The 22,616-nt window shown below is 39.8% G+C and carries 20 protein-coding genes; 11 read left to right on the top strand and 9 right to left on the bottom strand.

Translation table 11 applies throughout. The annotated features are described in order from the left end of the window. Positions 1–322 precede the first annotated feature (322 nt). Genes O2942_06690 through O2942_06680 form a run of 3 tightly spaced genes read left to right on the top strand, consistent with a single transcriptional unit; the run spans position 323 to position 4,069 of the window. On the top strand, positions 323–757 hold the full coding sequence (locus O2942_06690) for a hypothetical protein (protein ID MDA0781937.1): 435 nt from the start codon (positions 323–325) through the stop codon (positions 755–757). Further along, a complete protein-coding gene (gene clpA / locus O2942_06685) occupies positions 738–3,065 on the top strand; it encodes an ATP-dependent Clp protease ATP-binding subunit ClpA (protein ID MDA0781936.1) in 2,328 nt (775 codons plus the stop codon). Before O2942_06690 ends, clpA begins: the two co-directional genes overlap by 20 nt. A 32-nt stretch (positions 3,066–3,097) precedes the next feature. Then, positions 3,098–4,069, top strand: a complete 972-nt coding sequence (locus O2942_06680; protein MDA0781935.1) for a PAS domain-containing protein — start codon at positions 3,098–3,100, stop codon at positions 4,067–4,069. Here O2942_06680 and O2942_06675 read toward each other — a convergent pair. The 9 genes from O2942_06675 to O2942_06635 form a co-directional block, all read right to left on the bottom strand. Next, positions 4,066–5,889, bottom strand: coding sequence for a type IV secretory system conjugative DNA transfer family protein (locus tag O2942_06675; protein MDA0781934.1), 1,824 nt, complete (start codon positions 5,887–5,889; stop codon positions 4,066–4,068). The genes O2942_06680 and O2942_06675 overlap by 4 nt on opposite strands. Beyond that, positions 5,889–6,890 (bottom strand): P-type DNA transfer ATPase VirB11, encoded by a 1,002-nt coding sequence (gene virB11, locus O2942_06670; GenBank protein ID MDA0781933.1) that lies wholly within the window; start codon positions 6,888–6,890, stop codon positions 5,889–5,891. Before virB11 ends, O2942_06675 begins: the two co-directional genes overlap by 1 nt. Before the next feature lie 65 nt (positions 6,891–6,955). Next, positions 6,956–8,131 carry a 1-deoxy-D-xylulose-5-phosphate reductoisomerase gene (gene dxr, locus O2942_06665; GenBank protein ID MDA0781932.1) on the bottom strand — a complete coding sequence of 392 codons (1,176 nt, stop codon included), beginning with the start codon at positions 8,129–8,131 and terminating at the stop codon, positions 6,956–6,958. Continuing rightward, positions 8,128–8,853 (bottom strand): phosphatidate cytidylyltransferase, encoded by a 726-nt coding sequence (locus O2942_06660; GenBank protein ID MDA0781931.1) that lies wholly within the window; start codon positions 8,851–8,853, stop codon positions 8,128–8,130. The genes dxr and O2942_06660 overlap by 4 nt, the downstream gene beginning before the upstream one ends. Continuing rightward, positions 8,813–9,520: an isoprenyl transferase gene (locus O2942_06655; protein ID MDA0781930.1), complete on the bottom strand. Its 708-nt coding sequence runs from the start codon at positions 9,518–9,520 to the stop codon at positions 8,813–8,815. Before O2942_06655 ends, O2942_06660 begins: the two co-directional genes overlap by 41 nt. A gap of 113 nt (positions 9,521–9,633) precedes the next feature. Next, positions 9,634–10,191, bottom strand: a complete 558-nt coding sequence (gene frr, locus O2942_06650) for a ribosome recycling factor (GenBank protein MDA0781929.1) — start codon at positions 10,189–10,191, stop codon at positions 9,634–9,636. Further along, positions 10,191–10,904, bottom strand: a complete 714-nt coding sequence (pyrH, locus tag O2942_06645) for a UMP kinase (protein ID MDA0781928.1) — start codon at positions 10,902–10,904, stop codon at positions 10,191–10,193. The genes frr and pyrH overlap by 1 nt, the downstream gene beginning before the upstream one ends. 115 nt (positions 10,905–11,019) lie before the next feature. Continuing rightward, the gene (locus O2942_06640; GenBank protein MDA0781927.1) at positions 11,020–12,003 is read right to left on the bottom strand and encodes a type II secretion system protein; all 984 of its coding nucleotides are present in this window, start codon (positions 12,001–12,003) and stop codon (positions 11,020–11,022) included. 14 nt (positions 12,004–12,017) lie between these two features. Then, positions 12,018–12,998 carry a type II secretion system protein gene (locus O2942_06635; GenBank protein ID MDA0781926.1) on the bottom strand — a complete coding sequence of 327 codons (981 nt, stop codon included), beginning with the start codon at positions 12,996–12,998 and terminating at the stop codon, positions 12,018–12,020. 485 nt (positions 12,999–13,483) lie between these two features. On the opposite strand from O2942_06635, the gene O2942_06630 reads away from it, so the two are divergent. From O2942_06630 to O2942_06595, 8 genes are all read left to right on the top strand, one after another. After that, positions 13,484–14,215, top strand: a complete 732-nt coding sequence (locus O2942_06630; protein MDA0781925.1) for a prepilin peptidase — start codon at positions 13,484–13,486, stop codon at positions 14,213–14,215. Positions 14,216–14,645: 430 nt separating this feature from the next. Further along, positions 14,646–16,400 carry a hypothetical protein gene (locus tag O2942_06625; protein ID MDA0781924.1) on the top strand — a complete coding sequence of 585 codons (1,755 nt, stop codon included), beginning with the start codon at positions 14,646–14,648 and terminating at the stop codon, positions 16,398–16,400. A 154-nt stretch (positions 16,401–16,554) separates the two neighbouring features. Next, positions 16,555–17,358: a hypothetical protein gene (locus tag O2942_06620; GenBank protein ID MDA0781923.1), complete on the top strand. Its 804-nt coding sequence runs from the start codon at positions 16,555–16,557 to the stop codon at positions 17,356–17,358. 28 nt (positions 17,359–17,386) lie between these two features. Continuing rightward, positions 17,387–18,220: a hypothetical protein gene (locus O2942_06615; GenBank protein ID MDA0781922.1), complete on the top strand. Its 834-nt coding sequence runs from the start codon at positions 17,387–17,389 to the stop codon at positions 18,218–18,220. A gap of 21 nt (positions 18,221–18,241) precedes the next feature. After that, positions 18,242–19,336: an AraC family transcriptional regulator gene (locus O2942_06610; protein MDA0781921.1), complete on the top strand. Its 1,095-nt coding sequence runs from the start codon at positions 18,242–18,244 to the stop codon at positions 19,334–19,336. Further along, positions 19,333–20,112 carry a uracil-DNA glycosylase gene (locus O2942_06605; protein ID MDA0781920.1) on the top strand — a complete coding sequence of 260 codons (780 nt, stop codon included), beginning with the start codon at positions 19,333–19,335 and terminating at the stop codon, positions 20,110–20,112. Before O2942_06610 ends, O2942_06605 begins: the two co-directional genes overlap by 4 nt. An 18-nt stretch (positions 20,113–20,130) precedes the next feature. Further along, complete coding sequence (locus O2942_06600) at positions 20,131–20,550, top strand: hypothetical protein (protein ID MDA0781919.1); 420 nt, start codon at positions 20,131–20,133, stop codon at positions 20,548–20,550. A 103-nt stretch (positions 20,551–20,653) separates the two neighbouring features. Then, a complete protein-coding gene (locus tag O2942_06595; GenBank protein MDA0781918.1) occupies positions 20,654–22,564 on the top strand; it encodes a hypothetical protein in 1,911 nt (636 codons plus the stop codon). Positions 22,565–22,616: the final 52 nt, after the last annotated feature.

Raw genomic sequence — 22,616 nt, 5'->3', positions numbered from 1 at the left:
CCCCTAAACCAAAAAATGAAATTTTATTTCAAATCTAAAATCATTATACATTCAAAACCTTAATAAATTACTAACATTTTTATTACAATAAGGCTTATAGATGCCGCTTTTAACTACCTAGAGTTGTATAACGATTGTTTAAATATACATTATTCGTTAAAGTGTTGTGCATATTGATTATTCAATTAGTATGCGGATTTATCATCGGTATGTACGGTTAATTGTTTTCACAACTATAAGTTTAGTGGTTGAACATGTCATTCTGCAGAAGTCTCAATAGTGTCAACGAAGCCTGAGTCTTTTTAGTCTCGGTTAAATTATCATGAACCACGTTAACAATTTAGTAAGGAATGTTGGTTATAATTGGTTCTGGGATATACTTAGATTGAGTGTTTATATTATGAATTATGATAAAAATAAATTTTCAGAATGTATAAGTAATATTATAAAAAATATTCATTACAGCTCACATTACCCTTCTTTCTATGACATTATTATAAAGAACGAAACAGGTAATAAAAATGAGTCTAACAGTTTTGTATATTACCTGTTATCGGAAGTTTTCCACAAAGACAACAAACAGATATCAAACGAATTAAAAATATTTTCCAAGACCGACCGCATCATATTGAAGAATTATACCAAGGATGTTGCAGAGACAAAGATATTATTTGCTAACGAAAGTGCATTTGAAAGTGGAATAACTCTTAACATATCACTTAGAAGGGGCGAAAGTAATGCTATCAAAAAACCTTGAATTAAGTTTGCACAGAGCATTAACGCTGGCTCATAAATGTTCGCACGAATACGCTACTTTAGAACATTTATTGCTGGCATTGACTGAAGATCCGGACGCATGTGCAGTACTTAACGGGTGTGGGGGAAGCCTTCCTTCATTATGCGAGGAGTTAAAGCATTTTTTAGGCAATGACCTTGAGGCGTTAGTTGTTGAGAACAACACGGACGTAAAGCCCACTGCCGGTTTCCAAAGAGTAATTCATAGGGCGGCGATACATGCACATTCGGCTAACAGCAAGATAGTGACGGGTGCGAACGTATTGGCAGAGATGTTCGGCGAGCATGAATCACATGCCGTCTTTTTTTTAAAGGGACAGGGAATTACGTATCTTGATGTAATTAACTATATATCGCACGGTGTGATTAAATTCGCTGACGAGGGTGATGATTATAACGATGACGAGCAGGGCTTGTTTGATGAATTTCCGAAAAAGCTTTTTGAGAAGGCACATGAACCTAAGCCTACCGTATCGCCGTCTACCGTAAATACCGAAAAAGATAATAACAGCGCATTGTCACAATATTGTATTAACCTGAACAAAAAGGCAGAGGCCGGCAAGGTAGATATTCTTATCGGCAGGGAAGAAGAGGTGCAAAGGACGATTGAAATTCTATGCAGGCGAACCAAGAATAACCCGTTATTTGTCGGTGAACCCGGTGTGGGGAAAACCGCTCTTGTAGAAGGTCTTGCACTAAAAATATCGAAGGGGCAGGTTCCGGGGATTTTGAAAAAAGCGGTTATATTCGCTCTGGATATGGGGTCGTTACTTGCCGGTACAAAATACCGCGGTGACTTTGAAGAAAGGATAAAATCTGTAATTGCCGAAATAGAAAAATTACCCCATGCCATAATATTTATTGATGAAATACACACCATAGTAGGAGCCGGCTCTACAAGCGGCGGCTCTTTAGATGCCGGCAATCTTTTAAAACCGGCCTTAGCAAGGGGCGAGTTCAAATGTATAGGCTCTACAACTTATATGGAATATCACAGCCACTTTGAAAAAGATCAGGCATTGATAAGACGTTTTCAAAGGATAGACGTTGAAGAGCCGACAAGGGATATGTGTATTTCCATACTTGAGGGTTTAAAACCTTACTATGAAGAACATCATGGTGTTTCTTATACTCAAGATGCTATCATATCTGCGGTGGACCTTTCAAGACGCTATATCAGCAATAGAAGATTGCCTGATAAGGCAATAGATATAATAGACGAAGCAGGCGCACATCAAAAGCTTGCACCGAAAGAAAAAAGGAAAGCGGTAATAGGTGTATCCGATATTGAAAACATAGTTGCGAAAATAGCAAAAGTCCCTATCCGCAACGTAGGAATGGACGAGAGTATAAAGTTAAGGAAACTCGAATCATGTTTAAAGAAAATAATATTCGGACAGGATCTTGCGATTGAGTCTTTATCTACCGCTATAAAAATGTCAAGAGCAGGTCTTAGGGACAATATCAAACCGATGGGCAGTTATTTATTTTCAGGCCCTACAGGGGTGGGGAAAACCGAACTTGCGGCACAGCTTGCACTTATAATGGATATGGAGCTGGTAAGAATAGATATGTCGGAATATCTGGAGCAGCATTCGATAGCAAGGTTAATAGGCGCACCTCCGGGATATGTAGGTTATGACAAAGCCGGTATATTGACCGAGGCTATAGAAAAAAACCCTTATTCGGTAATATTATTTGACGAGATAGAAAAAGCTCACCCCGACATATACAACCTTTTGTTGCAGATGATGGATTATGGAAGAATAACCGATAATAACGGCAAGAATTTGAATTTCCGCAACAGTATAATAATAATGACCACCAATGCCGGTGCGGAGGAAGTAAGCAAAGCACCTATGGGATTCGGTCGCTTTGATAGAAACGGTGAGGATTCCGATGTTATAAATAAAACATTCTCTCCCGAATTTCGGAACAGGCTTGATGCTATAATTCCGTTTACACCGCTATCTCCTAAGGTAGTTGAAAAAGTAGTAGATAAATTTATACTTAATTTGCAGTTGCAACTTGCGGATAAAGCGGTAAAGATAGAGATGAATAAGAAGGTTAGGAAACACCTTGCCGAAAACGGCTATGACTCGAAGAACGGTGCAAGACCTTTAGAAAGAATAATAAACGAACAGATTAAAAAACCGCTGGCAGATGAGATATTATTCGGAAAATTATCTAAAGGTGGCGTTGTAACAGTTAGTTTGGTGAAAGATGTTCTGCAATTCAAATGCACTAAAATATCAACGATGCAGGCTTAATCCGGCTTAATTAAAGATAAAGTGATTAATAAATGGAAACTACATTATCAGCTAAAAGGAAGGGTGACGCACTAATAACCATCAGGCAGCATAACAATAATAAAGTTGTTGAAGTTGTCGGTATGAACCCTGCTGCGGAAAAATTAACAGGATATAAGCCCGAAGAACTTGTCGGAGGCAGGATTGCTTCACTTTTACCCGAAAGGATAAATGAATCTCTCGAAGAAAATATTGAGTTTGAAGATCCTTCATATGATTTTGCCTCGGTTGCAAGAAAGATACCTAATTTTCAGGTAAAAAATAAGAACGGCAAAAAAATAGAAGTTAGCATGAAGATATTTTATCTAACATCTAAAAATCCGACAGTTCAGGATTATGAGATATTATTAAGGGATATAAGGCTTACCAAGAAAATTGAGGAGCTAAAAAATGAGATAGCCTCTGAAATGAACGGGCGTGGTTCTAATGATATCAGCACTTTAATGCACGCATATAACACTGCCTATAAATTTATTGCCGAAGATCCTATTGAAGTCACATTCGTAACACTTGGAATAGATAATTTTTCAAAGCTTGCAAAGCATGATGAAATGACCGTATCTAAAGTTATAAATAAATACACGGACATTATTAAGAAAACATGCCGTAATGAGGATATTGCGGCACATATTGAAAACGAGGTAATCGGTCTGGTTTTACTTGATTGTAATACACAAAGTGCCAAAGACGTTATAATAAACCGTATAATAGATAACATATCCTCTGAAACTATCGCTTTATTTGACGGAAGCGAGTTTAATACAACCTTAACAGTATGCTACACTCAGCTTATAGCCGATGACAACCCTACTGATATTTTTAACGCTTGTGTTGACAAAACCTTATATAATCAGCAACGTGGGGGAAATTCAATTTCCGAGTTATTTGATGACTTAGCCGAATTAGACGGGCTTGATGAGGAAGAATATGAAGAAGGGTATATTGACGGTGACTCGAAATACTAAGCCGCTTGCTCCTCTTCTTGCACTTCCTGTTGTTCCTGAACTGCTTTTTTGCCGTGTTTTCTAGGGTCATAAGGTTCTTGTGTCGGAACAAATATCGGCGGTAATAACCTCTTAGTGAAGAAAGAATCCTTATAATATTTTATCTTTTTAGATTTTATAGGAGGGCTTGCCTCTATCAGAAGTATTTGAAGATCTCTATCCAGACTCACAACCTCTTGTGGAAGTAACAAGGCTCTTTGTGTTTCCGAAACGTGCAGGGAACGTGCACCGGGGTTAAGGTCAAGGAACTTGGGTTTATTCGCAGAAACCTGTTCAACCGTTTTGTTACCTACCATTTTAGAGATGAGTTCTGCCGTTTCCACGTTATTTGCGGCAAATGTTATACGGTATGTAGAGTTAGAAAGAAACGAGTTCATTCCCGCATCCTCATAAATATCTTTAAGCTGCTCGGTATCTTGTACGATAAGGAAAAGCCTTAATTTATATCCACGGAAATATGCTATACCTGCTTTGAACTGATCCATTTTTCCAAGTGTCGGAAACTCGTCCATCATAAATAAAACGCCATACTTATCCTCTGCGGTGGGTATGGAACGGGCAAGGAATTCGGTTGCCTGCTGATAGAACACCTGCAATAAAGGTTGCAGACGCTTTAAGTTATCGGGAGTCACCCCTACATACACCGTCGTAGGCTGCCTTTTAAAATCACTGATATTAAAATCGCTTGTAGCGGTAGCGGTATCAATTAGCGGGTTTGCCCAAAGCTCTAGCTTGGAGTTCAATGTCGATATAACGCCCGAACGCTCTTTGTCTGCCTTTTGCAGGAATGAAGCTATATTCATATATGAAACGGGGTGAATGTCTTTTCCTATGGTATCTAACACCACCGCAAGGTTATAAACCACATCGTCACTACGCAAGGTTCTGACTACCTCCCCGAAAGACTGTACCTTCTCAGGTACGGCACACAAATACAGCACTATCCCCGTAAATAAACTTCTTGCCTCACTTTCCCAAAAATCCGACGTATCGGGAAGCAATATGTTAGCTATTTTCTGTACGTCATCAACCATCTGTCCGGGCTTGAGGCTAATCCACTGCAAAGGGTTATAGCAATGGCTTATGCCGTCTGAGTCGGCAGGGTTCCATAAATATACGTTCTGTTTTAATTTTTCTTTTCTCCACCCGCTTGTAAGCTCATAGTTTTCCAGTTTAATATCGTGAATAAAACATGAATCTTCCCAAAAAAGCAGGTTAGGTATAACGAATCCAACACCCTTTCCCGAACCGGTAGGAGCAAATAGCAAAGCGTGCTGAAAGCCTCCTGCTACCAGAAAGTTCCCTTTATTATCCTTGCCTAACAACACTCCTTTCTTAGCACGTAAGCCTGCCTTCTCTAAATCTTTATCGGTTGCCCACTTAGCATCACCGTGTAATGACTCTTTTTTCCTGAAAGGTCGCCAGTCCATTAACGGCGCCCTGAATATTAATATAAGAGTACCCATCGAAATAACAGGGAATATAGTTGCGGCAAAAAGTTTTATTACAAAGAACTTACTTATATTACCGTTTGATAACACTATACCGTCAAGTGGCTTTAAAGTGTATTTATTATCCCACCAGACTTTCCAATATTCTATGAACCGCCCCCAGAAATAACCGACATCTGCGATAATATCACCTGTAAACCTAACGCTTCTTACTTCCTCAACCAGTATTACTACTAAAAATGCAGAAACCGTCAGGCAAATACCCAGAACCACGCAAAATACAAATGATATTGCAACAAAATTCCTGAATGCTCTTGATAATTCGGACATTATTCCTCTTCCGTTTTGCGGTGTCTGTTCTTGAAATATATTTCCGAAATATGACGTACTTTACCGCTTCTTTTTAGCTGTACCACAATATCAACTACCTGCGAGATATATTGCCTTACCTCGGCAGGAGGCATACCAAGCCCCGCCTGCATAACCATTAGCTTTAACTGCTCCATAGCCATCTGCGGCGTATCTGCGTGCAGTGTTGAAATAGAACCGGGGTGTCCGGTATTGATAGCACGCAGAAAACTGAATGCTTCGGCACCACGAACCTCTCCCACGATTATCCTGTCGGGACGCAGACGTAAGCAGGCTTCAATAAGATCCTGTGTAGTTACCTGTGCACGTCCCTGCCCTCCTTTTGAGGCAAGAAGGTGTACACGGTTAGGGTGCTGATCAAGAATAACCTCACGTGCGTCCTCTGCGGTTATAAGACGTTCTTCGGCAGGGATTGCCTTTAGGCAAGCATTTGTAAATGTCGTTTTACCTGTTGAAGTACCACCGCTTATGATAATGTTTTTCTTATACTGAATAGCTTTTATCATGAATTGTTTTATTTCGTTTTTATCAAGCAATTCAGATAGTTCTTTATCATGCGGATCGTCTTGTTCATCTACTGCCGTGTGCGAGAAAGCTCCCATTTTTTCATAGTCATCAAGGTTCCAGTTAAGTGTAGAGCCTTTACGAATTGACATAATTACATGTCCGGGTTCCGCTGCAGGAGGGAACACCACCTGAATACGAAATCCGTTAGGAAGGGTTGCCGATAAAAGCGGGCGTTCCTCACTTACTTTTTGCTCAGTTGATTGTGCAATAAGCCTTGCAAGACCTTTTAAATGCTCAAAATCAAACTCCGGAAGCTCTACCATGTACATATCGCCGCGCTTCTCAATCCATGCTTCTCCGGGTCTGTTGATTGATATCTCTGCGACTCCATCTTCTTCGAACAATTCTTTTAATGGTGCCAGATAAGTTTCTAATGCGGCGTGACTTTGAACCATAATTTATAACTTTTTTTAATTTAAGGAGTTTAACTTTACAACGAAATTTATAAAAAATCAAAACCTCAAGCTACGATTTTACTTGTTAGCGATGTTGTTTTTTTATTTATCTCGTCTACCACTAATAACACGTCATCAATATTCTGTAAACTACCGGATTTTACAGAATCCATTATTGATTTTGTAACTCTTACTATATCGTTGAATCCTATATTTCCATTCAGGAACTGTTCGACTGCCACCTCGTTGGCACAGTTATATGCTATTTGCATCATGCTTCCTTCCTGCAATGCCTGTTTAGCAAGTTTTACAGCTTCAAACCTGTTATTATCAAGCTCTTCAAAAGTAAGGCTCCCTATCTTTGTAAGGTCAAGCTTTTGTGTATTTATCTTAAGCCTTTGAGGCCATGCCAATGCAACACCGATAGGCGTACACATATCGGGAGTGCCAAGCTGTGCCAGCACCGAACCATCATGATATTCCACCATTGAATGAATAATAGACTCAGGATGTATGACAACATCTATCTGCTCTTTTTCGACGGGGAACAGGTAATATGCTTCTATTACTTCTAGCCCTTTATTCATCATAGTTGCCGAATCAACCGATATCTTACTGCCCATATCCCAGTTAGGGTGAGCTAATGCCTGCTGAGGCGTAACCGAGGTCATCTGTTCTTTGGTATAAGTCCTGAAAGGTCCTCCTGACGCTGTAAGTATTATTTTGGAAACATTTTGCGGGTTATCAAAATCGAACACCTGATAAATGGCATTATGTTCCGAATCAACAGGAATAAGGGAGGCTTTATATTGCTTTACCGCATCGGTCATGATACCGCCGGCACAGACTAGGCACTCTTTATTTGCAAGGGCTATTTTACTTCCCTGTTTTATTGCCTCCATAGTAGGCACAAGTCCTGCCACACCCACAATCGCCGACATAACTATATCAGTTTTTATAGAGGCGGCGTTTGCTACCTCACCGAATCCTGCCAATGCTTGTATATCACTACCTGCAAGTAGTCTTTTTAAATCACCATACAAAGACTCATCAGCTATTACCGCATATTTTGCTCTTAGTTCCTTTGCCTGTTTTGCTAAAAGCTCTACGTTTGAATTAGCCGTCAGTGCCGTCACGGAATATTTTTTATCCGACTCGCTTATTACCTTTACGGTGTTACAACCGATTGAGCCGGTAGAACCCAGTATAGTTATAGAATCCGGTGCATCATCTGATATCATTGCAAGAAACTACCGCCATTTATTAGAACCAGAAACGCAAACACTGTCGAAACGGTTACAAATCCGTCCATTCTGTCCATAACACCGCCATGACCCGGAATTATATTACCGCTATCTTTAACACCGAATTTACGTTTCACCCATGATTCGAAAAAGTCACCCGCCTGTGCCAGAACCGCCATCAATGCACCGCCTATGAACATTACCGTAAAACTGTGTACGTTAAATATAAAATGGGCAATCCCCCCTATCAGTGCTGCGGCAGCCATTCCGCCCAGAAGACCTGCCCATGTTTTATTAGGGCTTATCTTCACGCATATTTTCGCCCCCCCTATCAATTTGCCGGAAAAATACGCCGCAATATCGGTAGACCATACCAAAAGCAGCATAAAAAGCACCAGATCCTCACCGCCTTCAACATTTCTTAGCAACAACAGGCTTGAGGCAAATACAGAAACATACATAACACCGGTTGCCGTCCATATTTTCTGCTGTTTTTCATCAAGTTTTTTGCCGCCTTCAGGTACGTTATCAACTATCCCTTTCCACTCGAACGACATTATAACCGCCATAAGCACCACCAGCGTACTGAAAAAAGCTCCGCCCGTCCACAATATCAACAAAACCAACGGGGCAAGAATGGCAGCCGATATTATACGATGTTTCAGATTTGCAGATATTTTAGGAATTTCCATAACGCCGCTCTCTTTTTGTAAAATCATTTATAACATCTAATATATGCTGTTTTTTAAGATCTGGCCATAAAACATCTATAAAAAACAACTCGGTATATGCCAACTGCCATAAAAGGAAGTTGCTAAGGCGTTTTTCTCCGCTTGTTCTTATAAGAAGGTCGGGATCAGGAATACCCGACGTATAGAGGAAGCTTTCAAAAACTTTCTCATCTACCTTATCTTTATCAAGACCGCCTTCTATTACGTTGCTTACTATCTTTTTAGCTGCCGACACTATTTCCTGACGACCGCCATAGCTAAGGGCTATAGTCAGGCACAGCGATTTATTATCTTTTGTCAGCTCTTCTGCTTGTTGTATTTTCGCATTTATTTTATCAGATAGAAGAGTTCTGTCACCGATAATGTTAAGTTTGATGTTTTTCTCGTTTAACTGCTTTAGCTCCTTACCCAAATAATAGTTAAGCAGCTCCATCAACCCTTCCACCTCATCTACCGGACGGCTCCAGTTCTCTGATGAGAAAGCGTATAAAGTCAGGTGGGAAACAGATTTTTCTATACACGCTTCTATAGCCTCCCTGACAGATTCCGCACCTTTTTTGTGACCTGATATTCTCGGCATATTACGCTGCTTTGCCCAACGACCGTTGCCGTCCATTATTATAGCGATATGAACGGGAGGAAATTCATTTTCCATTTTTCTATCAGCCTTCATCATATAGTTATCAGTGTTAAATGTTGGTGTCAGGTCATATTAATTACTCTACCGCTTACAGAACATTGCGTTATTCAATATAAAACCACTCAACACTAAACAGCCATTATATCATCTTCTTTTGTGGACAAAGTATCATCAATAGTTTTAATGAAGTCATCTGTAAGCTTTTGTATTTTCTCACCTATATCATGCTGCTCATCTTTTGATATATCGCCGTCTTTTTCCATTTTCTTTGCGTTGTCCATACCGTCACGTCTTATGTTACGCACTGCCACCCTTGCTTTTTCAGCGTATTGACCGGCTATTTTCACCATTTCTTTCCTTCTTTCCTCACTCAGGTCGGGCAGAGGCACTCTTATAACATTACCGTCAGTTTGCGGATTAAGACCCAAGCCCGCATTTGAAATGGCTTTTTCAACGGCTTTAGCATTTGATGCGTCCCACACCTGTACGTTTAACAACCTTGCCTCCGGCACACTAACTGTAGCCAACTGGTCAAGCGGCATCTTCGAACCATACGCTTCAACGCTAACATGATCCAGCAATGCCGCATTAGCACGACCCGTACGCAACCCTTTGAGGTCATGGTGCAGTGAGCCAATCGCTCCTTCCATACGTTTTTTTAAATCATTTATGCTTACTTGTGACATTATTTCTTCTCCCTGATTATTGTAAATATTCCCTCACCGGAAACGGTTTTTGCGAAAGCCCCTTTGCTATGAATAGAAAACACCAGAATCGGGATTTTATTTTCACGTGCCAATGATATGGCAGAGGCATCCATAACTTCCAAATCATTAGTCAGAACTTCCTTATAAGTCAATACATCATAGCGTTTGGCTTTTTTATCTTTTTTAGGGTCTGCCGAATATACTCCGTCGACCTGAGTACCTTTGAGCATAGCATCACAGCCCATTTCAACGGCTCGAAGTGATGCTGCCGTATCGGTTGTAAAGAACGGATTACCCGTACCTGCGGCAAATATCACCACACGTCCTTTTTCCATGTGCCTTACCGCTCTGCGTCTGATATAAGGCTCGCATACGGTTGTCATCGGTATAGCCGAAAGCACCCTACTTTGCACTCCTATTCCGTCAAGAGCATTTTGCAATGCCAGAGCGTTTATAACGGTTGCAAGCATTCCCATATAATCGGCACTTGCCCTTTCCATTCCTATCGCTGCGGCAGAAACTCCTCTATATATATTGCCTCCGCCGACCACAAGGCATACCTCAATTCCTTTTTCATGCACCTGTTTTATATCGTAACATATCCTTTCAATGGTTTCCCTGTCGTGACCGTAGTTTCCTTTGCCCATCAGTGATTCACCCGATAGCTTTAATAAAACACGCTTATATTTCATAAAATAGCCTTGAAATTCATTATTGCACAGAACAATAATACATAAGGACATATTTGTTAAGAAAGAATTTACGCAATAAGCATGGAGTGTTCAATAAAATAATCTTTACCGCTACTCACATATCAAGGCACCATGACCAGACTTGGGCAGCAAGTCCCTGACAGACGGAAGGATCAACTACTCCGCTGCATGAATCGGTTAAGTTACCCGTACCGCCATTAGCAACTTCAACGACATCTTTAGCGGAAATACATATATCGAAGTCATCTATCATATCGGCATTTTCCATTATCTGCCATTTTGTACGGTATCTTACAATATCATCGAAAGCGGTTGTTGTATCTTTTTGTACGAAAGTAGTGTCAAAAGCACCCTCGTCATTTCCAGCGTTCTCACGCTCATTCGCATCAGTAGGTGCGGTTAAAGTAGCACCGCCAAAGTTCGGCCATGCACCTAAACCGTTCTTACCGTGACTTATCAGAACATAAACCGCTTCAGTAGTACGGTCTTGTCCAGATGCATCTTCAACCGTTATAGATCCGGTGGCCTGATATCTAAAACAAGCACTGTTCGCACCTGCTCCCGAATCATCACAAAGAGGGTTCGTGCAGCCTTGACTTGCAGTGCTACAATCTGGATCACCCCCACTACCCTGAAAATCAGGGCCGTTATGGGCAAACCTTGCATCTATAGCATAAGAAAAGCGTCTTCCCCAACCATCGAACATGAACTCATCTGATATCATCAGGTCTTTGGTAGGCACGCCACCGTAATAAACGCTACCGGCATCATCGTAGTTACTTTTGTCACATTCACCATTCACACCGTTGATTGTCGGTATATTATCTTCCCATCCGAAATCAACATTACTTTTTTCCAGACTACCGTCTGCCGTACAAGGAAGCCTGCCGTGGCGTGCAAGATATGCGTCCATTGCATTTTCAATCTTGTCCATTTTATAATTAGTTTCTTCTATCTTGTCGGATATTGTTTTTTTGGTAGCAATAACAAGTGCTCCGCTTATGGTAAGACCTATTACGGCAAGAACCACCGATAGCTCGACTAGTGAAAATCCAAACTGCTTGTTTTTATAATTCATTTTACAAATCTATTTTACTTTAAACACCTTTTATATATCTCTACGGCAAATGATTCGCAATCATCTTCCCCCGAAGCCCCCGTGCATTGATTATTACCCGGACTATCGACTATATCACCGGAAGTGACACATATAGGGTCAAATATTATTGCCCCTGCATCTTTAACCAAAACATGCTTTTCTTTATACCGCAAGATATCGTCAAAATATATCCTTGCGGCGGCAGCAGCAGCTTTATTATCAACTCTGATATATTCTCTTACGACATAATCCTCATCATGCGTTCCCTCAGCTCCCGCATTTGAAAGATGCGAGTTATTTATCTCATCGGCGGATGCCGTTGCATCTCTGTAAGGATTGCCGACCGGAAAGCCGTTCAACCTTGTTGCACTACCGTTCTTAGTAAATGCACCATGCCCATTTTCACCGTGACTGATTAGAGCATATACGGCATTTGTGGTTATGCGTCGTCCCGATGACTGATTTATATTTATGGTCGGGTCGCTGCTCATTACAAAACATCTAGTACTTGTATCGGGGCAGGATGTGTTAGTTACGTCATTATTTGCGTATTTTCTATCAACCACATATGTAAACCTTCTTCCCCAACCATCAAACATAAAATCATCGGGTAATTGCAAAGTATCAACAGGAACCACCCCTATATTATTCCATGTACCTGCTGTGAAGTTTGAGTTAGGGCAGATGGCAGGAGCCGCAGAAGGTCCTACGACACCCTCCTGACCGAATGCCGTGTTTGCAATGGTAGTAGCACCGTTTGCAGGGCATGGAAGCCTGTGGTTCAAGGATACATATCCTGCCAATGCCTCTTCTATCCTGTTTAATTTAGCTTCGGTTTCATTTTTTTTGACATCAAAATCATTTGTGATTGCTACGGACATGGCACTGCTTACTATCATGCCTATAATAGCAAGTGATACACCCAACTCTACAAGAGAGAAACCTTTACTACGGTATTTGTCCGATAATCTCATAGTTCAACCCTATGTTCAAGACTTACATTGTAACACATTTTTTGCAAAAAGTTAAATATTCTCTGTAACATAATTAGTTGCGACAATTTCCTTGTTATAAAGTATAGAATCCTCTGCAAAAGTTAAAAAACTACTCTCCCCTTGAGGGAGAGTTAAAAACACGAAGTGTTTTTGTGAGGGGTAAAAACTCGCAAGTATTTTTTATACCTGCATGTATCGCCCTCTCCCCAACCCTCTCCCGCAGGGAGAGGGTTGGGGAGGCTTCTAAGTTTTCAACACCTTTTAATAATCATTGAAAAGTTCAAACATTATACATATAAAAATTCACTATAAAACGTGAAGTACAAAAACACTCTAGCACAAGCAACTTGCACTTGAACAGAAAAAATAATATTCAATATATTTATTTAATTGAAATAGCGAGCATCGGTTATTTTTGTCGTGGGCGAGAATTTTAAATAATCACTAATTATATATAAGGCAAAATGGAAATTATTGATAATCGGCAACTTGGTACGGCTTTGGCCTTTATGTTCGGTTTATTGTTCGGCAGCTTTGCCACTATGGCAAGCCATAGGATACCGCTTGGTGAAGAATTAATATTCACACCGTCACATTGCCCCAAATGCAACCACAAATTAGGCATAATCGACCTGTTCCCTGTTTTTTCATGGCTTTTCAACAAAGGGAAGTGCCATTATTGCCGAGCAAAGGTTCACCGGAGATATCCGGCGATAGAATTGGTTATGGGATCTTTATTTGCGGCTTTTTATTGGAAGAGCGGTTTTACAATTCAAACTCTGTCACTTACATTAATGACGGTTTGTATTGTGATTTCACTTGTTATACTTCTTGAAAAAAAACAGATATCAAATCAGGTGCTAGGCTGCATGATACCTGCGGCTATTTTGTACAAATATTCCGCAGTATCCGACATAGCCGACTATCTTATATTACCCGTCTTTGCCTTTATTATAATAAAATCTGCCAATGTATTAGCTGATTCCTTTAAAAAAGGAACTATTTTTCCAAATGAGGCTGCACATCTTGTTTTTGTCATTTTCTTATTTGTTAACCTTAACAGTTATATATGGCATTTAACTTTATTATCGGTTCTGTTTTTTATGTTTTTTTTCACTTTTGGGAAAAAAATATTTATTTTATCTTTATATTTCTCCTTATTCACTTCACTGTTATTATATAATTTATCAATCTAAAATTTTCCGGCAGGACACAAAACGACGCACTTTTAAAACAAAAACATTACCGAAGCGACCCTTTTTGTTACAAAGACGCTACATCGATCTAAGCAACTAATAATTAATAAATTTTTAATAAAAAATAGTTATAATTTTATATTATAAGTTAACTATTTATTAACCTAATTAACGTATAAATAGAATTTAGAGGTAATGTTTCTTTTTGACACAAGGTATAATTATTAGAAAAATTTTTGTGAAAAACAAGTAGAAACTAACCGATAAAAATAAGTTAAGGAAACTGTAATAGGTAAATAACAAGGGTAGACAGCATCAAAATTGCGTTCATAAGGTATTGAAGATGAAATTTTTAAGTAAAAAATTAATTACATTCACCAAAGCAACAGTTTATTTTTCTGCGTTTTGCATGGTTACATCGTGCATTCCTATGACGAAAATAACCCAGGCAGAGATAGACCGAGCCAATAACGAGATAATCGATCCCGAACTAGGGCTTAGCCGTCAGCAGCTCAAAGACTCATTGAAGCCTTCGCAGGTAAGAAACGCAAATAATGACCGTGACGATCGCAATAATCGTGCAAGGAATCTTAATGCAAGACATAACTATGAAGGCTCAAAAAATGACAATAGCTACGGTTATGATTCAAGCGAGTATACGGAGCCGGCTATACCGGAGGCATCAAATATATTAACGACTCCGATACCTTCATCTGTTATGAACGACAAACTTATATCGATTTCAGTTACCGATGATATACCTTTAAAGGACGTGCTTATAGAATTATCACGTCTTGCCGATGTAGATATGGAGATAGACCCAAGGATAGACGGCGGTATAATATTGAGAGTTAAAGACAAACCGTTCAACACGGTAATCGATAAGGTTTCTGCTCTCGGAGGTTTAAGGTATAGTGTTAAAGACGGAATAATGAGAGTTGAAAGGGACACTCCGTATAAAATGGATTATGAGGTAGATTTCCTTAATATGACAAGAACTTCTGAAAGCAGTATAAGCGTTGACACTCAAGGTCTGGGTGGTTCCGAATCAGAACTGCCTTCCGGCTCTGCAAGCAGCACTACCCAGTCATCCGAGGCTGATGTTTGGACATCTGTTGAGGAGGCCGTAACCAACATATTAAATTTCACTCAACAAACCAATATACTATCTACCGCCAGATTTGAAGATACCACCGCAGCGGCATCTGACGGTTCTGCTTCTTTACAATTGAACAGACAGGCAGGTGTAATCTCTGTTATTGCTACTAACAAGCAGCATGAAAGTATTAAGGATTATTTAGAAAAAGTTCGTAAACAAGTATCTACACAAGTTTTAATTGAGGCAAAGGTTGTTGAGGTAACTCTTGACGAACAATATCGCAGCGGTGTTGACTGGAGTTACCTGAGTAACGAGGGTTCGCTTTCGATAACAGGCAACTTTGACGCTGCTATAAGCAATACTGCCGATTTCTTCACGATAAGTGCATCTCACTCAGGAGCATCAAGCTTAACTAAGGCTATAAGCTTTACCGAGCAATTCGGCGTAACAAGGACTTTGTCCAGCCCTAGGTTAAATGCTATGAATAATCAACAGGCAGTACTGAGCTTCGCCGAAAATCTGGTATATTTCACTATTGAAGCTCAGGAAGAAGAGGAAGATGACGGTGCAGGTGGAACAAGCACTACTCTTACTATTGATTCGGAATCAAACACTATACCGGTGGGGGTTATACTTACGCTGCAACCGTCTATCAATTTAGATACTAATGAAATTACTATGCATGTTCGTCCTACTCTTTCAAGGATAACCGATACCGTGTCAGACCCCGGTGTAGCCATCATTGCGGCTCGTAACAACGTACCTTCTATTCAAAGCAATATTCCGATAGTGGAGATAAGGGAGTTGGATTCCGTGTTGAAGATAAAAAGCGGTGAAATAATGGTTATAGGCGGTCTTATGCAGGATATACAAAGCAGCGAGGATAAAGGCGTACCTTTCATGAACAGAGCCCCTATAGTCGGTAATCTGTTCAAAAGCAAGGTTCAAACTACCAGCACTGTTGAAACGGTAATATTCATAAAAGCTACAATAATCAAAAATAATGATACCCGTAGCATACATAAAGACGATAAAAATTATTACAACACATTCGTACCGAAAGATTCTCGTCCGCTTGCATTCTAGAAAAAACTGACAATTTACTAATATAACCAAGGATATAATTCCAACTTATATTAGTAAATTTGTCGTTTCTATGCAATTCTCAATTAAGAATTGCATTTTTACATATACTAACTATTATTACGCAAGATACGTAATCATAATTAGTGGTAATCTGATGAAAACTATAATTAAGTACACAATCCTTACCGCATCTAGGGATTTGTTGTTTATAGGTCTATGTGCCGTAATTTTAATGGCGTACGGTTTTTCCGTATTTGTCGGTAACACGGCTTTGGTAGAACAAGGGCAGATGTCTATGGCATATTTTGCCGGCTCAAGCCGCATCATTATCGTTACAGGTCTGATAGTGTTCGTGTGCTTCCATGTCCGCAGGTCGTTTGATAACCGTGAGGTGGAATCTATATTATCCAAGCCTATCTCAAGGAGCCGGTTCGTTATCGCATACTGGCTTGGCTTTTGTTTCCTTGCTTTTGTTTCTATAGTTCCTATCATACTGATAATAAGCATTTTCTTTATGCCGGGTCTTATAGGTATGAATTTAGTTTCTCCTGCCGAACACTGGCTGGGGCTTTTGGCATGGTCAGGCAGTCTTGCAATGGAAATATCCATAATAGTCGCTTTTGCAATGCTTGCATCTCTTATAATGAAAAGTGCGGTTAGTTCGGTATTATCAAGTTTTTGTTTTTATCTGATATCACGCCTGATGGGTTTTTTCATAGCTACTATGGAAGCTCCGAATGCTATGATGGGGGCAGGTAAATACGGACATGTGCTTGAGTTCATTCTGGAGAAAGTAGCATATGTCTTACCGAGACTTGATCTTTTTGCAAAAAGCAAGTGGATAATATACGGGGTATCTGGGCAAGAGGATTTATGGGTATTTCCCGTTCAATCAATAGTGTTCATATTACTTTTATTATCTGTTTCAGTGTACGATTTTAAAAGAAAACAGTTTTAAATAAAAGGTTTGATATAGGTAGAACAACATGTCACAAAAACGTTTTTATAGGTCGGATATATTTGTAGTGATATTCCTTACGGTACAGATATTGTTATGGCATGAAACTAAAAAGTTTAAGCCGGATTTTTCTATAGTACCCGATGTTCCCAGTAAAGAATCGGTAAAGGCTATTTCACTGGGAGATGAACAATTTTACTTTAGAACCCTGACATTCCAGTTACAAAATGCCGGCGATACGTTCGGCAGGTTCACGGCACTACGGGAATATAACTTTGTTAAACTTTATAACTGGTTTAAACTTCTTGATACGCTGGATCCCAAATCACATTTTGTCCCTTCGATAGCAGCCTATTATTTCAGCCAGACTCAAAACACCCCAGATGTGAAGTATGTTGCCCAATATCTGGAGGAGCATGCGGAAAAAGACCTGTATAATAAGTGGTGGTGGATGGGTCAGGCAGTGTATCTTGCCAACCATAAGCTAAAGGATAAGGATTGGGCATTAAGACTTGCTTATAAACTTGCCGAAACTCCGCGTGATGATGTTCCTATGTGGGTAAAGCAGATGCCGGCTTTTATCCATGAAAAACGGGGTGAGAAGGATCAGGCAATGGGTATAGTGTGCGATATCATAAAGAATATTGATGATATTGATCAGGGCGAGATTAATTTTATGACCCATTTTGTTCTTGAACGCCTTGATGAACAATATAGGGGGCTTCCTATGAATGAACAGATAGCTAACCTTAGTCGGGACTGTCCTCAGTTTGAAAGATTGTATGAAAATAATCTTTCTGATTTTGAAAAAAAACAATCCGATGATGATACCGAAAAAGAAGATGCCACAACTGCAAATTAATAAAGAAGAACATATAAAGCAATGTTAATAGAGAAGGTTACTTTAAGTTTTGTTCAGTCTTTACATTTAGTAGCTTTATTTCCCTGCGTTATAGTTATTTTATACCTTCTTTATAAAGCAAGGCAAAAAGAGCTGGTTGTTGTTCCGACATTATATTTTTTATCTCTGATATCGGGAATATCGGCATCTTTACTACCGGCGTTTATTAATATGCAGGAATACCGAAACCTTGAGACATTCCTGATATTGGGTGAGGCGTTCATACCTTCTATTAGTGTTTTACTGATATTCCAATTTATACTTAACAGGATTCCGCCGAGCTACTACTGGCTGGTATTGGCAATACCTACTTTCACTGCCGGTCCTCTTTTATTTAAGTCGATCGGGCTTGATGAACTTTGCCTTGTTATAGATATATGCTTTAAATCAAGCGTATTTACCAATCTTAATAATATAATTCTATCTTCATTAATATTTATCCTTCTTACATTGATAGTAGGCAGGCGTAGAGCCGAGATAGTAGGCGACAGGGTATATAAAAAATATAAATACTGGCTGGTTATTTCGCTTATAATATATAATGTAGGATTATTGTTACTTGATTTGGGGTATGTTTCTGAGAACGTATCGCGGACAAAATATGATTTTGCTAAAATAATATTCAAGATTGCGTTCATATACATGGTTATGACATCGATTTTCCGTGTATTCACCGACCTGTTTGACGTTGGTCTACCTACACTCTCTTTGAAAAAAAACTCTTTGACAAAATATGAACAAAGCTTATCTGAAAAGATATATAGCTTACTGGAAGAAAAGAAAGTTTATAGGGAAGTCGGTTTTAACAGAGCCAAGTTATCCGAAACCCTCAACATAAGCGAGCATATGCTATCGAGGATAATAAATATAAAGTTCAAAAAGAGCTTTAGCGATCTGGCTAATGACTACAGGGTAAAGGAGGCAAAAGAACTGCTTTGCAACTCTGAAAGTCCGGTTACCGATATATCCTATGATGTAGGTTTTAATAGCATTGCCTCATTTAATCGTGTATTTAAGAGCCTTACAGGTAAATCACCCACCCAATACAGGGAGGACATGAAGAAAGGCATTGTATGATTGAGCTACTGAGAACATTAGCAGAATTTGGGGCTGACGAGGCTATTGAGGAAAAACCTATAAACAGATATAAACAAAAACCCAAACCGCCGCCGGAAGATACCTCCCCTGCCGTTTCCCTTAAAAGAGCCGTAAAACCTATTCAAAGCCCTTCCAATACGGCAATGGAAACACTGGAACAGGCAAAATCCTGTGACACAAGGGAAAAACTCAAAGAAACCATCGAATCTTTCAAAGGCATATCAATAACAAAAACGGCAACCAACACGGTATTTTGTGACGGTCAGCCCGATGCCGAGATAATGCTGATAGGTGAAGCTCCCGGTGCTGAAGAGGATGCTAGAGGTATCCCGTTTTGCGGGGCAAGCGGTCAGTTGCTTGATAAAATGCTTATTCATATAGGTTTGTCACGTGAAAAGAATTTTTATATAACCAATACACTGTTCTGGCGACCACCGGGCAATCGCCGCCCTACCCCCGAAGAGATAAATATCTGCCGCCCGTTTGTTGAGAAGCACATAGCACTTATAAACCCGAAACTAATCATACTCGTAGGCGGAACTGCCGTAACATCGGTTTTAAACAACAATCAGACCATCACAAAGATACGCGGACGGTTTTTTGATTATGGGAATCAGTTTTTGGACGGTACTATAAAGACCACGGCTATTTTTCACCCTTCATATCTGTTAAGGTCACCCGGACAGAAAAAGAGTGCGTGGCATGATTGCCTGACCATACGAAAACATATAAGGGAAAACGACATAAAAATTTAAAGCACTGCTGAGGAACCAATGAAAAAAGTTATATTTTTATTCTTAGTATTTCTTAATACAAATGCTTTTGCGGATAATTTAATAAAAGATTCTCTAGACATTTTTACAAAGACAGACCTTGATATAAAATATGTCGGCAATATTACACTTGGTGAGCCTTATGTGGTAACAGGTTCATTTAAAAGCCGATATACGCATATTCCTTTTACCTTTACAGACGGTCGGTGGCATGAAAATTCAGCTCAGGGTTTTCATGGGACAAAATCATCAGTTCAAGGTTCGGTAATAAATTTCACTTGCCAAACAGGGCTTGGTTTTCCAAAAGACTTGAAAAAAGAGATAGTCCTAAAGAATCTGAGTAGCGGCAACTACATAGTAAACTACCAAAACCCTGACGGCAGCATAGTTTATATCGGCACTATAGAACTAGAACACTAGATAAAAGATAATAAATTCAATAGCTTGACAAAATAATATTTCCAAGTAAATTTAGAACCCTTAATTTTGTTAATTTTTTAACAATCGGAGGTGGTGTTTTAAATTGCATTCAAAATCCGCTAATTTAACAAGAACGTCAGGCTCTGCCTTATTTAGAAGTTCAATGCAGCGTCTTGTAGCATCTAATGCACGCTATTTGAGTACCGAGCCGGATTCAGATGAGTATGTGCATGAAGAAGGCTTGCGACCTTTCCATCGGGCATCTACGGATCTGATATATTCAAGGGCTGCCGCTAACGAAGTTATCGGTATGGCACAGGCTTTGGGAGTGCCTGATATTAAGGTAATTACAACCACTACTCCAAAGGCCGACAGGTCATTATTGCATTCTATATTGAATATGGTACAAACCCGTTTACGCATAGACGAAACCGATGAAACATTACGCGGATTGATAAACCATGAAAAATCACAGCAAATACATTCTGCAATAAAAGAACCTTTCGATGATGCCTTAAAAAAGGGCAAGCTTGATGAAATGCCTTATACTTTTGACGAGCGGCTGAATATTACTAACGGTTTTATTTCACAAATCACATCATCACAAAAAGACAGACCTTGGAATCCCGAGGCGTTTAACGAGCAATGGCAGATATCACCTTCAAGACCACGTCATGAGAATAAATCTATCGAAACATATCAAAGAGTAAGGAACAGGATAGAGCAAGGCACGTTTAGTCCGCAAGACGGTGATGATGCCGGAGATATTACCCGTCGTATAATGGGGCATACGGAAACATATAAGCAGTTGCGCAGGATAGGCGTAACGCTTACCGACAGATATATAAACTCGCAAATACCCGAACATGAGCGGCTTACCCTGCATCCGTGCGACCAAAGGATAGGACATATAATTTTCGGGGGCATGGGAGCGGGTAAGAGTTATTTTTTATCATCGGCACATTACCCTGACGTTAGCCACCAGAACGCAGATTATCTGAAAACCGCATTATGGACGACTGCCACCGAGGAGGGTAAGCTTGATTCGCAATATGGTCTGGAGGCAACCCAGAACGAATCTTCTATAGTAGCTTACGAAAGCAGGCTGACCCGTTGTCACGATGCTCGCTCAAGATGGGTCGGGCCCAATGTTATTATCGGTTCACTCGGGCTTAACAGACCTGAGATAGACGAATTTTTAAACAGCGGCAAGGAAATTAAGGCAGACCATGTTTCAATGGACGTTGATAAGGCTGTAAAGGGTTGTTATGAAAGGGCACTCCGAATCGGCAGAAAGCCCAATGAACCGGCAATCCGCAAGTCATACGAGGACTCTGCTCGCAGTATATTAAATATAACCGAACATAACGGTAAGAATATCGAGGTTAACCTTTATGAAAGACGAGACGGGAATCCTGAACTAAATGCAAGAATAGATTGCAGGAGAAGCTCTATTGATGTCTTTGACAAAGAAGCCTTCTTACGCACCATATCACGTTCTAATCTTGGCAAAACACCCGAAGAATCATCTGCTATCTTTATAGATAAATTTAAACAGGCAGGTTTTTCGGTAAATTATAAACAAGAGCAATTATCACAATCTTTCGATGAGAAATCCTTAAACGGAAGCAAAAGAAACAATGCAATAATCATATCTACACAAGCCGATAAAAAAACACAAAGCTCTTTTGAACGCTCGGTTTCTGCTTTGAGTATCGCAAATGTCGGGCAATATAAGGGAGCGAATGTAAAGGCTTACCTGTTCGACGGAGATGTATCCGAAGGAAGGCTGGGAGCGGTTATTGATTGTAAGGAATGTAAAATAAACGTCCACGACCAAAAAGCATTTACGGAAATATTGGCAATGTCAGGCTTAAATCCCAAAAGTAAAGAGGAATCTGCAAACATGTTATTGAGCAAACTCAAAAAGGACGGGTTTGAAATAGTGGACAAGGAAAAGCAGACTTCATACGGTCAAATGGTGAGAAACTCCCAAAGGGATTTAGTTATATAAAAAATCGGAATTGTACGTTTAATGGTTGAGTAGTTAGAATTGGTTGTTTTTG

The sequence above is a fragment of the Pseudomonadota bacterium genome, from assembly GCA_027620075.1.
In the GTDB taxonomy this organism is placed as follows: domain Bacteria; phylum Pseudomonadota; class Alphaproteobacteria; order Rickettsiales; family UBA6187; genus 1-14-0-20-39-49.
Note: the sequence above shows the minus strand (reverse complement) of the source record. Positions and strands in the feature narration are given on the sequence as shown.

Bases quoted from the DNA above. Each gene is read 5' to 3' on its own strand.
- O2942_06690 (MDA0781937.1), top strand. From the start codon at position 323: ATGAACCACGTTAACAATTTAGTAAGGAATGTTGGTTATAATTGGTTC.
- clpA (MDA0781936.1), top strand. From the start codon at position 738: ATGCTATCAAAAAACCTTGAATTAAGTTTGCACAGAGCATTAACGCTG.
- O2942_06680 (MDA0781935.1), top strand. From the start codon at position 3,098: ATGGAAACTACATTATCAGCTAAAAGGAAGGGTGACGCACTAATAACC.
- O2942_06675 (MDA0781934.1), bottom strand. From the start codon at position 5,889: ATGTCCGAATTATCAAGAGCATTCAGGAATTTTGTTGCAATATCATTT.
- virB11 (MDA0781933.1), bottom strand. From the start codon at position 6,890: ATGGTTCAAAGTCACGCCGCATTAGAAACTTATCTGGCACCATTAAAA.
- dxr (MDA0781932.1), bottom strand. From the start codon at position 8,131: ATGATATCAGATGATGCACCGGATTCTATAACTATACTGGGTTCTACC.
- O2942_06660 (MDA0781931.1), bottom strand. From the start codon at position 8,853: ATGATTTTACAAAAAGAGAGCGGCGTTATGGAAATTCCTAAAATATCT.
- O2942_06655 (MDA0781930.1), bottom strand. From the start codon at position 9,520: ATGGAAAATGAATTTCCTCCCGTTCATATCGCTATAATAATGGACGGC.
- frr (MDA0781929.1), bottom strand. From the start codon at position 10,191: ATGTCACAAGTAAGCATAAATGATTTAAAAAAACGTATGGAAGGAGCG.
- pyrH (MDA0781928.1), bottom strand. From the start codon at position 10,904: ATGAAATATAAGCGTGTTTTATTAAAGCTATCGGGTGAATCACTGATG.
- O2942_06640 (MDA0781927.1), bottom strand. From the start codon at position 12,003: ATGAATTATAAAAACAAGCAGTTTGGATTTTCACTAGTCGAGCTATCG.
- O2942_06635 (MDA0781926.1), bottom strand. From the start codon at position 12,998: ATGAGATTATCGGACAAATACCGTAGTAAAGGTTTCTCTCTTGTAGAG.
- O2942_06630 (MDA0781925.1), top strand. From the start codon at position 13,484: ATGGAAATTATTGATAATCGGCAACTTGGTACGGCTTTGGCCTTTATG.
- O2942_06625 (MDA0781924.1), top strand. From the start codon at position 14,646: ATGACGAAAATAACCCAGGCAGAGATAGACCGAGCCAATAACGAGATA.
- O2942_06620 (MDA0781923.1), top strand. From the start codon at position 16,555: ATGAAAACTATAATTAAGTACACAATCCTTACCGCATCTAGGGATTTG.
- O2942_06615 (MDA0781922.1), top strand. From the start codon at position 17,387: ATGTCACAAAAACGTTTTTATAGGTCGGATATATTTGTAGTGATATTC.
- O2942_06610 (MDA0781921.1), top strand. From the start codon at position 18,242: ATGTTAATAGAGAAGGTTACTTTAAGTTTTGTTCAGTCTTTACATTTA.
- O2942_06605 (MDA0781920.1), top strand. From the start codon at position 19,333: ATGATTGAGCTACTGAGAACATTAGCAGAATTTGGGGCTGACGAGGCT.
- O2942_06600 (MDA0781919.1), top strand. From the start codon at position 20,131: ATGAAAAAAGTTATATTTTTATTCTTAGTATTTCTTAATACAAATGCT.